The following is a 12159-nucleotide window of genomic DNA, read 5'->3' on the forward strand; positions in this document are numbered from 1 at the left end:
TTGTCATGGCCGGGCTTGTCCCGGCCATCCACGTCTTTCTTGTAGACCGCGGCAAAGACGTGGATGCCCGGGACAAGCCCGGGCATGACGGTGAAAGCTAAAACCTCGCCCGCGCCATCAGCCTTACCGTGCGGCCCTGTCCCGGCGAGATATTGTTGTTGCCGTCAGCCGACGCCCATTAACCCTTGTCGAAGATGTTCTCGACGTTGAGCTGGGCGCTCCAGGTCTCGTCGATCTTGGCATAGATCGCCGCATCGAAGCGCACGAAGCCCGGCAGCCGCACCGTGTCGTCGGACGAGGCGAAGGAATCGCCGAAATAGATCACGCCGAGCGCGGCCGCCCACATCGGCGTGAACTGATACTTGTTCCACCAGGCAAACTGATTGTACGGCACCAGCTGGACGCGGTTGCCGGGTACGACGGTCGCCGAGGTCGCGCCGGTGATCTTCGCGTCGGTGTAGGCATAGGCCAGCGACGACTGCCACTGCTCGGTGACATAGCCGGTCAGGCTCGCCTCGACGCCTCGCGTGAGCGTGCTGCCGGAGGGAAAGAAGAAGCCGGGATTGTTACCGTCGGCGATCGGCTGGTTGGTGCGGTTCAGATTGTAGACCGCAGTCGAGAACAACAGCTTCGGGTTGATGTTCCACTTCATGCCGAGCTCGACATTCTCGAAGCGCTGCGGCTGCAGGATCAGCGTGCCGTCGTTCAGCGCGCTGAACTGATCGCCCGAGGCCGGCAGGAAGGAGACGCTGTAGGCGGTATAGACCGACATCGAATCGATCGGCTTGATGACCAGCGCGCCTTGCGGCGACACCAGATTGTCGACGCGATTGCGGTTGATGTTGGTGTTCATGTCGGTGGCCGACATGTCGTAGCGATCGAACCGCGCGCCGGCGATGATCTGCACGGCGCGCGAAATCTCGATCGTGTCCCTGAGATAGCCGGACTGGATGTTCAGCGCGTAGCGGCTGTTCGAATCGGGCGTGGTGACGCCGTCGCTATTGGTGCCGGTGAAGTGGTGAAGGAACGTCACCGGACCGAAATAGGTCGGCGCGAACGGGTTCTGCACGATGGTGTTGGTGCCGTTCGGGAACACGCCGGTGTTGCGGATGTCGACGCCGGTCTGCCGGCCTAACTCGGTGCCGAAGCCGACGGTGTGGAACAGCGGCCCGGTCCAGGTCTTGTAGGTGAAATCGGTCTGGTTGAAGACGTTGTCGCGGTTCGTCGTGTGCTGATAGGCGCCGAGATTGACCGCGGTGTCGGCAGGATTGACCGCGCCGGCGAACGGACCGCCGGTCGGATAGACGTTCTGATAGAATTTCTGGTAGTCGGCGGCGATGGTGCCGTTGCGCACCGTCAGCCCGTTCTCGAAATCGTGCTCGATGATGGCCATGCCGGTCTGCACCGTCGCCTGCGCGGTGTTCAGGCTTGGGCTGCCGAAGAAGGTCGAGAAGTCGCCGTTCGGCGCGAACGGCGTCGTCGGATTGAAGCGGGTCGCGCCACCCGGCAGCCCCTGCGAGGGATTGCCGCGATCGGCGGTGCGATCGTCGTGGAAATATTCGTAGCTCAGTTTGATTTTGGTGTTGTCGTCGGGCTTCAGCGTTACCGTTGGATTGATGCCGTAGCGCTCCAGATGATTGAAATCGCGGAAGGCATCGGCACCCTCGTAGAACACGTTGAGCCTTGCTGCGACGTTGTCGTTGATCGCCTGTCCGGCATCGAGGCTGACGCGGCGATCGCCCCATGAGCCGGTCTGCGCCGTCGCCTCGTAGACGCGGTTGCCGTCGGCTTCCTTCAGGGTGCGGTTGAGCAGGCCGCCACCGGCGCCGCGGCCGAAGGTCAGCGCGCTCGGCCCCTTCAGCACCTCGATGCTCTGGGCGTTGTACATGTCGCGGAAATACTGCACGTCATCACGAAAGCCGTTGACGAAGAAGTTGGCGCTGGAATCGACGCCACGGATCACGAGCTCGTCGCGATTGCCCTCGCCCTGGTGCACGGCAACGCCGGGGACATAGCGGGTGACGTCGGTGAGGCCCTGGTAGTTCTGGTCGCGGATCTGCTCCCGCGTGATCACGTTGAGCGATTGCGGGATGTTGACGATTGCGGTGTTGGTCCTGGTCGCAACCGACGTGCTGTTGGCGAAATAGCCCGATGTGCCGGTGCGGGCGTCCTGCGATTCCGCGAAGGGTTTTGCCGCCGCCGCGGGCGTGATCCGCCGTGCCGACTGGGTGCGGCGGCCTCGTGCCGCGGCGGTGCTGCGCGATGTCGACGGTGCGCGGCGACGTTGCGTGGCCGGCGGGGTGACGGTCACCGGCGGCAGCGACGAGGCGCCGGCCTGCGACGGCGCCGATTGCGCCTGTGCGGCAGATGTTGCGAGCGGAACGCTCAGCGCGAGATAGCTCGCCGTGAGCAGCGCAAGCAAGACAGTGCGACGATGGGCTTGTGTTCTTGATGTCATGACGTCGTCCCCAAGCAACTCTCGCCTTCGCTGAAGGCGATGCGCCGTCCTCTAGTGAGGTGAGGCGCTGTGCGTCCAGACGACGGGCGCGAGAAAATTTTTGCGTGACGACGGAATAAAATCGCGACGAATGGACGCGGATACACCTCGCGGCGAGCGCAGGGTTGGAAAAGTCAAGGATGCGAATGGTTTCTGTCGGCTTCCGGATTTGCGCCTGGAAACGAAGAGCGGCGCTTGCGCGCCGCACTTCTTGTAGCGATTCCAGATTGTAGCGGTCTAAAACGATCAGGACGTCGCGGTCATGCGGTTGCGGACCGCGGCCGCAGCCCCGCCGGCAGATGCGCGTCGATCCAGCCGGTAATCGCACGCTCGTTGCGATGGTAGAGCAGGCCTGCGGCGATCACGGCAATGCCGATCAGCGACAGCGAGAACGGAAACCACAGCGAGTCCTTGAACACGACGTCGGCGAGATGGCCGAGATAGAGGCAGATGCCGAAGGCGCCGAACACCGCATAGGCGCGCCGCATCAGGATCACGGCGATCACGATCAGGCCGACATTGAGCAGGCAGTACACTGCCTTGCTCAATTCGGTTGAGCCCTCGGACGCGCTAATTCCGCCCCAGAACGCCATCAAGCCGAACAGATGCAGCCAGAACGCAAAGTCGCCGTTGCGGCTGCGATAGTCCACGATCCAGGCCACCGCGAGCACGGCAAGCCCGAACCAGATCGATACCCTGCGGCGCATCTCGAAATCGGCGTGAGCCATGCCGCTGAACCACGGCGCCAGGTCCATCGACATGAACCACAGCGCGACCGAGATGATCGCGACGATGAAGGCGAAGCGGTAGTAGCGCAGCGCCACGACGCCGGCGGCGACGGTCGCGATCTCCATGAAGATCCAGCTGCCCTTCACCCAGACGTAGAAGTCCTGCACGGTTCCCGGCTTGCCGAACTTGCCCCACCAGCCAAGCTCGTCCTGGATGCCGTAGACCGCGAGCGGCGCCATCGAGACCGCGATCGCGATCAGCAGGCCGCCGGGAACCCGCAAATTCTTGTCATGCCAGAGGTGGTGACCCGCCACGCTGAACCCGACGGCATAGGCGATCGCGCAGGCCGTGAGCGCGCGGCCGCCCAGCTGGGTGAAGGCCAGGGTGGAGAACAGGCCCATGGCACCGATCACGATGAGCGCGCCGGCGTACCAGAGCACATGCGCGGCATCGAATTTGGCGGCGGGACTTGCATCGCCCGCCGGCCCCTGCCCGGCGCTGCTCGCCAGGAAAGCGAGCAACCGTTCCAGATCGGCCGGGCTGATCACTCCGGCATTGGCGGCGTCCCGGAGATCCTTGGCTGAATATGGCATGCGGCTATCCTCACGGCCGGTTTTCGCGCCTGCTCCCGATCATCCGGGACAAAGACGCCCTGTTCTCATGAGTATATCCAGAAATGAGCAACGTTCAATAATTTCTTGAGCGATGCTCACAATATTTTGCGAGCAAGCTCGTGCCCACCCCGCGCCCAGCGGATCGGCACTCGCTGGCCGGACTTAGTCCGCCAGCGCCTTCATCTCCTTGTAGAGATCGGATTTGCCCTCGAAGCCGATGCCCGGAAGGTCAGGCATCACGATGTGGCCACCCTCGACGCGCACGCCGTCCGGGAACCCGCCATAGGGCTGGAACAGGTCGGGGTAGCTCTCATTGCCGCCGAGGCCGAGGCCGGCCGCGATGTTGAGCGACATCTGGTGGCCGCCATGTGGGATGCAGCGGCTCGGCGACCAGCCGTGGGTCTTCAGCACCTCGAGCGTGCGCTGATACTCGCAGAGCCCGTAGGACAGCGCGCAATCGAACTGCCAGCCAGTCGCGGTCCGGCCGCATGCCGCCGTAGCGGATCAGGTTCCGCGCGTCCTGGTGGCTGAACAGGTTCTCGCCGGTCGCCATCGGGCCGGGATAGAACTCGGCCAGCGCGGCCTGCAGCGCGTAGTCGAGCGGATCGCCCGCTTCCTCGTACCAGAACAGCGGATACTCACGCAGCACCTTGGCGTAGGCGATCGCGGTCTCCAGATCGAAGCGGCCGTTGGCGTCGACCGCAAGCTGCGCCGCGCTGCCAATCTCCTTCAGCACCGCCTCGATGCGCTCGCGGTCCTCGCCGAGCGGCGCGCCGCCGATCTTCATCTTCACGACGTTGTAGCCGCGATCGAGATAGCCGCGCATCTCCTTGCGCAACGCGCCGAGGTCCTTGCCGGGATAGTAATAGCCGCCGGCTGCGTAGACGAACACGCGCGGATTGGCTGATAGCCCGTGGCGCTCGGCGAGCAGCCGGAACAGCGGCTTGCCCGCGATCTTCGCCACCGCGTCCCACACCGCCATGTCGATAGTGCCGACCGCGACCGAGCGCTCGCCATGGCCGCCCGGCTTCTCGTTCGACATCAGCGTCGACCAGACCTTGTCCGGATCGAGATTGCCGCCATCGGCATCGAGCAGCGATTTCGGATCGGCTTCCTTGAGGCGCGGCGCAAAGCGCTCGCGGATCAGACCGCCCTGCCCATAACGGCCATTGGAATTGAAGCCGTAGCCGACCACCCGCTTGCCGTCGCGCACCACGTCGGTGACCACGGCGACCAGGCTCGAGGTCATCTTGGTGAAGTCGATATAGGCGTTGCGGATCGGCGAGGAGATCGGCTTGGTCACCTCGCGGACGTCGACGATACGGACGGACATGGCGCTGCTTTCGCAATTTGTTAGGCACGTCATTCCGGGGCGATGCGAAGCATCGAACCCGGAATCTCGAGATTCCGGGTCTGGTCCTTCGGACCATCCCGGAATGACGGTTGCTACGTCTTGTCCCGGAAATACGGCTCGACCGGCCCGTGCACCTTGATGGTCAGCGGATTGCCGTAACGGTCCTTGGCATTACCAGCGGTGACGCGGACCCAGCCTTCGCTGATGCAGTACTCCTCGACATTGGTCTTCTCGACACCCTTGAATCGGATGCCGACATCGCGGGCGAGAATATCCGCATTGTAGTACGGGCTGTTCGGATCGACCGAGAGGCGGTCGGGGAATTGGTCGTTGGTGTCGTTGTCGTCGCTCATAGCAGCGCCTCGATGTCCTTCCTCAATCCTTCGGGCCGGGCGGTCGGCGCATGCCGCGCCACGACCTTGCCGGCGCGATCAACCAGGAACTTGGTGAAGTTCCATTTGATCGCGGGCCCGAGCAGGCCCGACTTCTCACGTTTCAGGTGTTCGTACAATGGATGCGCACCTGAGCCATTGACGTCGATCTTGGCGAACATCGGAAACGTCACGGCGTAGTTGGTCTCGCAGAACGCGGCGATCTGCTTCGCATCGCCCGGCTCCTGCGCGCCGAACTGGTTGCAGGGAAAGCCGAGCACGGCAAAGCCGCGCGGCGAGAGGCCGGCGTGCAGCTCCTGCAGGCCCTTGTATTGCGGCGTGAACCCGCAGGCGCTCGCCGTGTTCACGATCAGCAGCACCTGGCCCTCGAACCGCTGCAGCGGCACGTCGTCGCCGGCGAGCGACTTGGCGGTGAAATCGTAAACCGTCGCCATCTCAATTGACCGGATCGATCGGCGACGACGGCGTGCCGCCGGCCTCGACCGCTTCACCAGCGGCAAGGCAGAGATCCTCGCGGTAGCGTCCGGCCACCAGTTGCACGCCGACCGGGATCCGTCCCACGAGACCGGTGGAGACCACGAGCCCGGGAAGCCCCATGAACGGGATCGCAATCTGCGGCAGCTGCGCGTGCCACACCCGCGCGAACGACGCCTCGTCCTTGCGGTCGAGATGGTCGGGGAACGGCAGCTCGCCGGACACCGGCATCAGCAGCACCGGATATTTCTCGAAGAAGGCGAACCATTCGCGCGTCAAGGTCGCGCGGCGGGTCAGCGCCTGCGACAGGTCGAAGGGATGCACCCGGGCGCGGACGCCGCGCAGACAGGCCAGTGCGCCGGGATCGCCCTCGCGCTCGGCGAAGGCGAGCTGGGCCTCGTAACCGTCGCCGAGCCAGAGCCGGGTCTGGATCTCGGCCGCCTCGCGCAAGGACGGCGTGTTTGCAATTTCCTCGACGATCCAGCCGGCCTTCTGCAAGCGCTTGCCGGCATCGGCCACCGCGGCGACCACTTCCGGCACCGGATCGAGACCATCCGGATTGAGGCACATCGCAACGCGCTTCTCGCGCGGCGGGCCCTCGAGCGGCACCGGCGCGTACCAGGGGTCGCGATAGTCCGGCGCCGACATCGCCGCGAGCGAGATGCGAAGATCGTTGACGGTGCGCGCCAGCGGGCCCGACACCGCGCTGATCTGCGGGCCGATCGGTCGCTCCGGCAAAGCCGAATTGAAGGCCGGGATACGGCCCATGCTTGGCCGCAGGCCGTGCACGCCGCAGGCATAGGCCGGATAGCGCACCGAGCCGGCGATATCGGTGCCGTGAGCGATGTGGCCGATGCCGGCCGCGACCGCCGAACCGGCGCCGCCGGACGAGCCGCCCGGGGTGATGCCGGGATCGCGCGGGTTCTTGGTGTCGCCGTGAATGAGGTTGGTGGTGAACCAGCGATAGGAGACCGCCGGACAATTGGTGCGGCCGAGCAGCACCGCGCCCGCCTTGCGCAGATTGGCGACCACCGGGTTGTCGACCCTGGCGATGACGTCGCGCTGCGCCTTCAGCCCGTTGGTGGTGGCGTAGCCCTCCTGGTCGACATTGACCTTGATGGTGATTGGCACGCCGGCGAGCGGCCCGACCGCCTCGCCGCGCGCAATGGCCGCATCGACCTTGGCCGCCTGCGCCAGCACGTCGTCCGGCCGGTGATCGACCACCGCGTTGAGCTTCGGGTTGACCGCGTCGAGCCGGGCGAGCCCCGCCTCCGCTGCCTCCTTCGCCGACACCTTCTTCGATTTGATGAGGCTGGCGAGCTCGGCCGCCGACAGACGCCAAATATCCTGCATGTGCAACTCCGTGTGACGCTGCGTTTTAGCGCCGCGCGGAGAACATGGCCAGCGGTCCGCCGCCTGATGTTTCAGCGGACGTGCGCGATGTAATAGGCAAGGTCGCCGATCTGCTCCTTGGTGACCGTCTGCATCACGTCGGCCATGGTGGCGTCATAGCCGTGGCGGCTGTTGTCCTTGTATTCGGCCAGCGTCTTGGCGAGGTAGTCCTCGCGCTGGTTGGCGATGCGCGGGACATTCTCCTTGCCGGAGAAATCGGTGTTGTGGCAGCTGTTGCAGCGGTTCTGCTGCGCCAGCGCCTGGCCCCGCGCCATCCGCGCCGGATCGCCGGCGTCAGCGGGCGGCGTGGGCTTCGGCAAGGTCGCGATGAAATCCGAGAAGCTGCGCAAATCGTCGTCGGTCAGCGGCTTCGCCATCTCGTTCATCGGGTCGAACACCCGCAGCTTTTCGCGGAACATGAAGAGCTGGATCAACGCATAGGGCGCCGTCTGGCCGCCGAGCGACGGCGTGTTCTCGGTCTCGGACGTGCCATGCTCGCCATGGCAGGCGAAGCACGCCGCGGCGCGCTCCTGGATGGTCTCGGCATTTGCGGAAAGAGCGGATGCAAACAGGAGCACAGGGATCATGAACTTACGCATCGGCTGCTCCTGACTTTCAGTGTCATTCCGGGGCGCCCGAAGGGCGAACCCGGAATCTCGAGATTCCGGGTCTGGTGCTGTCGCACCAGCCCGGAATGACGTTCGTGATTGTTACTGATTAGCGACCTTCGGCTTGCCGTAGCTGACGCGATAGACCGCGCCGTTCCAGTCGTCGGAGACCAGCAGCGAGCCGTCCTTCAGCAGCATCACGTCGACCGGGCGGCCGACATACTTGTTGTCTTCGAGGAAGCCGGTCAGGAACGGCTCCATCGACTTCACGGTGCCGTCCTTGTTCAGCCTGACGGCGACCACGTCACCACCCTGCTTCTGCGACTTGTTCCAGGAGCCGTGACGCGCGACGAAGATCACGTTCTTGTAGGTCTTCGGGAACATGCTGCCGGTGTAGAAGCGCATGCCGAGCGAAGCGGTATGCGGGCCCATCAGGCCGACCGGAGCGGTGTAGTCCTTGCAGGTCTTGCCCCAGCCGAGCTCCTGGTCGATGATGTTGCCCTGGTAGCAGTACGGCGCGCCGAAATCCTCGCCCGCCTTGGTGATGCGGTTGAGCTCATCTTCCGGCACCGTCTCCGACAGCCAGTCGCGGCCGTTGTCGGTGAAGTACATCTGCTTGTTCTCGGGATTCCAGTCGAAGCCGACCGTGTTGCGCACGCCGAGCGCGTAGACCTCGGCGCCGGAGCCATCGAGATTCATGCGGCGGATCTGGCCGTGGTCGGCGTCATGCAGCACGTTGTTGCCGGGCTGTCCGACCGGAACATAAAGCTTGTTGTCGGGACCGACGGCGATGAACTTCCAGCCATGCGCCTCGTCCTTCGGCAGCTTGTCGTAGATGACGGTGGGCTTCGGCGGGTTGTCCAGATTGTCCTCGATCTTGTCGATCTTGGAGACCTTCGAGAGCTCGGCGATGTAGAGCGTGCCGTCCTTGAAGGCGACGCCGTTCGGACGATAGAGGCCGGAGGCGATCACCTTGACCGAGCGCTTGCCGTCCTTGTTGACGATCGCATAGACCTTGTCGACGAGGCGGCTGCCGACGAACACCGTGCCCTTGTCGCCGAGCGCCAGCGAGCGCGCATTGGCCATGCCGGCCGCATAGACCTCGACATCGAAGCCGGCCGGCACCTTGAGCTTGGCGAGCGGCAGCTTGTCGGGTGCGGACGGCAGCGGCGGCGGCGCCACCGGCGCGAGCTTGGCGGCGGCCTCGTTGTCCGGACGCCCGATCAAGGGCGAGCCCGGCGGCAGCGGCTGGGCGGCAGGGGCGGCACCTGCCGCCGGCGCGGCCGGCTGTTGCGCCGCAGCAGAGAGCGTGAACGCCCCGAGCATGGCCCCCGCGAGCAGCAAGCTGCGCGGTGCGAACGAGTGTTTTTTCATGAAGATCTCCCCTGGGTGGAAGCCGTTGTTGATTGCGCCATTGACGTCGCCCGGCGCCGTTCGGCTTTCCGTTCATAGTCTTGCGAATTTGTCCGGACAATTGCAATCGGAAGCATGCCGGACATCGGCCAACGCATGGTTGTGGCCGCGCGGAGCCAGCGTCAGTGCCTTGTCATCGAGCGGTCCGGGCGATCGAGGATCGCCTCCGTGAATGGAAACTCCAGCACGACCTCGCCCTCGTCGTCGGTCACCTCGATCACGGCGCTGAGCAGCGCGCCGTCGGCGCCCTCGGTCTTGAGCAGTTCGCGAATCATCGCGCGCGCCATTTCCCACGCACGATCCGGGTCCCGCAGGATTTCGCCGTCGGGATCGGAGATCAGCTCGTCGCCGATACGGGTGTTGAAGAAATAGCGTGGCATCGGCTGAACTCGGCTCGGTTAGTCGCCTCCCGTCACGGGGAAGCACAGGATCGTCACCGGGACCTTCGGAGGACCACGGGGCTGCTGTTTACTTATTCCAACATCACCATTCACCGTGTGGCGAACAACAGGAAAAAGGTCTGATGCCACGGGCTTTTGACGGGAAACGCGCGCACAAATTTGTGAGTGGGTAAGATTTGCTTGCCGCAGTGCAGCATGCCCTTCGAGACGGCACCTTACAGAAAATTTAACTGGCGAACTTTTCCAACCACAGTAGTTTACTCTGCAGGGCGGAAAGTTCGTCCGGTTGCAACAAGGAGAGCCAAATGGCCTGGAAAGCACCGAAGATCGTCGAAGTGTCGGTCGGCATGGAAATCAACATGTATATGTGCGCAACCCGCAAGTAAGCGGCAGCGCCCTCTACACGTTTAGCGTTTTAGCGCAGGTGGACATCCGGGCGTAACGCGCTCCCGAGCAAGGGGGTGTGTTTCAAATCCGGAGTCCACCTCGTAACGTTTCCGGGTCCAACAAACTTCTCCAGGCCAAGCTTCTCCAGGGGACGGATCATGCTTCGTGTCGTCGTCCTGGGTGCCGCGGCGGGTGGCGGCGTTCCGCAGTGGAACTGCGGCTGTGCCGTCTGCAGGACGGCGCGGAGCAACCATCCCGAACTGCAGAGTACGCAAGCCTCGATCGCCGTCAGCGGCGATGGCGTGCACTGGTTCCTCGTCAATGCCTCCCCGGATCTGCGCCAGCAGTTGATTGCCACGCCGCAGCTGCATCCGAAGCACGGCGCACTGCGCCATAGCCCGATCGCGGGCGTCATCCTCACCAATGGCGAGATCGACGCGGTCGCCGGGCTGCTGTCGATGCGTGAGGGCTCGCCGTTCACGATCTACGCGCATGAGCGGGTGCTCGCGATCCTGCGCGCGAACAGCATCTTCAACGTGCTCAGCGACAAGAACGTCGACCGCCGGCCGATCGCGGTCGACCAGGCCTTCGAACCGGCCCTGCCCGACGGATCGCCGTCCGGGCTCGAGGTGCTGCCGTTCGAGGTTCCCGGCAAGGGCGCGTGGTATCTCGAGGGCAAGGCGCATCCGGCGGGCGCCGACGGCGTCGGCGATACGCTCGGCCTGCGTATTGCGGACAGGCGCAGCAGCAAATATTTCTATTTTCTGGCCGCCTGCGCACGGGTGACTGACGACCTGAAATCCCGGCTCAAGGGCGCCCCGCTGGTGTTTTTCGACGGCACGGTGTGGCGCGACGACGAACTGATCGCGGCGGGCCTTGGCAACAAGACCGGCCAGGGCATGGGCCATATCGCGATGTCGGGCGATCAGGGTGCGATCGCCAGCCTCGCCGGGCTCGACATCGGACGAAAAGTGTTTTTGCATATCAACAACTCCAACCCGGCGCTGCTTGGGACCTCGGCCGAACGCAAGGCGGCCGAACAGGCGGGCTGGCAAATTCCCTCCGACGGAACGGAGATCGTGCTGTGAATGTCGTGCCTACCACCGGAATGACCGCGCTCTCGATCGGCAGGGGCATCACGCTCGACACTGCCGAGGAGATGGAGGCGACGCTGCGCACGATCGGTGCCACGCGGTATCACAGCCTGCACCCGTTCCACCGCCTGCTGCACGGCGGCAAGCTCAACAAGGGCCAGGTCCAGGCCTGGGCGCTGAACCGCTATTACTACCAGAGCACGATCCCGCTGAAGGACGCGATGGTGATCTCGCGCTTCCGCGACCGCAACACAAGGATCGAATGGCGTCACCGCATCGAGGATCATGACGGCGATCTCGGCAATGAAGGCGGCATCGAGCGCTGGCTGAAGCTGACCGAAGGCCTCGGCCTCGACACGGCTTACGTGGAGTCCACCGAAGGCATCCTGCCGGCGACGCGCTTTGCCGTCGAAGCCTATGTGCATTTCTGCCGCGACCGCACCCCGCTGGAGGCGATCGCCTCCTCGCTCACCGAATTGTTCGCGCCGAACCTGCACGAGGAGCGCATCTCGGGGATGCTGAAGCACTACGACTTCGTCAACCCCGACATCATGAGCTATTTCAGCCGCCGCCTCGCCCAGGCGCCGCGCGACGCCGGCTTCGCGCTTGATTATGTCAAGCAGCATGCCAGGACGCCGGCGGAGCGCGAAGCGGTCTGCAACGCGCTGATCTTCAAGACGAACGTGCTGTGGGTGCAGCTCGACGCGCTGTATCATGCGTATGTCGACGGCCAGATTCCGCCCGGCGCCTTCGTGCCGAAGACAGGTTAGAGCATGATCCGGAAAAGTGGAAACCGGTTTTCCG

At 64.3% G+C, this 12159-nt stretch carries 11 protein-coding genes and 1 pseudogene; 3 read left to right on the plus strand and 9 right to left on the minus strand.

The window, feature by feature from the left end; genetic code table 11:
* Positions 1-178: 178 nt before the first annotated feature.
* From ACSKB9_RS12900 to ACSKB9_RS12940, 9 genes and pseudogenes are all read right to left on the minus strand, one after another.
* On the minus strand, positions 179-2458 hold the full coding sequence (locus ACSKB9_RS12900) for a TonB-dependent receptor (protein ID WP_438073546.1): 2280 nt from the start codon (positions 2456-2458) through the stop codon (positions 179-181).
* 299 nt (positions 2459-2757) lie between these two features.
* Positions 2758-3819, minus strand: coding sequence for a hypothetical protein (locus tag ACSKB9_RS12905; protein ID WP_438073548.1), 1062 nt, complete (start codon positions 3817-3819; stop codon positions 2758-2760).
* A gap of 183 nt (positions 3820-4002) precedes the next feature.
* Positions 4003-5173, minus strand: a pseudogene (locus ACSKB9_RS12910) (mandelate racemase/muconate lactonizing enzyme family protein).
* Between the two features lie 113 nt (positions 5174-5286).
* Positions 5287-5547: a DUF3297 family protein gene (locus ACSKB9_RS12915; protein ID WP_253625786.1), complete on the minus strand. Its 261-nt coding sequence runs from the start codon at positions 5545-5547 to the stop codon at positions 5287-5289.
* On the minus strand, positions 5544-6020 hold the full coding sequence (locus ACSKB9_RS12920; protein WP_028332658.1) for a glutathione peroxidase: 477 nt from the start codon (positions 6018-6020) through the stop codon (positions 5544-5546). Before ACSKB9_RS12920 ends, ACSKB9_RS12915 begins: the two co-directional genes overlap by 4 nt.
* Position 6021: 1 nt before the next feature.
* Positions 6022-7413 carry an amidase family protein gene (locus ACSKB9_RS12925; protein ID WP_438073550.1) on the minus strand — a complete coding sequence of 464 codons (1392 nt, stop codon included), beginning with the start codon at positions 7411-7413 and terminating at the stop codon, positions 6022-6024.
* Between the two features lie 71 nt (positions 7414-7484).
* Entirely contained in the window at positions 7485-8051 is a 567-nt protein-coding gene (locus ACSKB9_RS12930; protein ID WP_253625784.1) for a c-type cytochrome, read from the minus strand.
* A gap of 111 nt (positions 8052-8162) precedes the next feature.
* The gene (locus ACSKB9_RS12935) at positions 8163-9434 is read right to left on the minus strand and encodes a PQQ-dependent sugar dehydrogenase (protein ID WP_438073553.1); all 1272 of its coding nucleotides are present in this window, start codon (positions 9432-9434) and stop codon (positions 8163-8165) included.
* Positions 9435-9595: 161 nt separating this feature from the next.
* Positions 9596-9853: a DUF6894 family protein gene (locus ACSKB9_RS12940; protein WP_028332662.1), complete on the minus strand. Its 258-nt coding sequence runs from the start codon at positions 9851-9853 to the stop codon at positions 9596-9598.
* A gap of 326 nt (positions 9854-10179) precedes the next feature.
* On the opposite strand from ACSKB9_RS12940, the gene pqqA reads away from it, so the two are divergent.
* The 3 genes from pqqA (at position 10180) to pqqC (ending at position 12125) form a co-directional block, all read left to right on the plus strand.
* Positions 10180-10260, plus strand: coding sequence for a pyrroloquinoline quinone precursor peptide PqqA (gene pqqA / locus ACSKB9_RS12945; RefSeq protein ID WP_035635412.1), 81 nt, complete (start codon positions 10180-10182; stop codon positions 10258-10260).
* 159 nt (positions 10261-10419) lie between these two features.
* Entirely contained in the window at positions 10420-11349 is a 930-nt protein-coding gene (gene pqqB, locus ACSKB9_RS12950) for a pyrroloquinoline quinone biosynthesis protein PqqB (protein WP_438073555.1), read from the plus strand.
* Between the two features lie 20 nt (positions 11350-11369).
* Complete coding sequence (gene pqqC / locus ACSKB9_RS12955) at positions 11370-12125, plus strand: pyrroloquinoline-quinone synthase PqqC (protein ID WP_438080183.1); 756 nt, start codon at positions 11370-11372, stop codon at positions 12123-12125.
* Positions 12126-12159: the final 34 nt, after the last annotated feature.

The sequence above is a fragment of the Bradyrhizobium sp. BR 1433 genome (assembly GCF_051547665.1).
Taxonomy (GTDB): domain Bacteria; phylum Pseudomonadota; class Alphaproteobacteria; order Rhizobiales; family Xanthobacteraceae; genus Bradyrhizobium; species Bradyrhizobium australafricanum.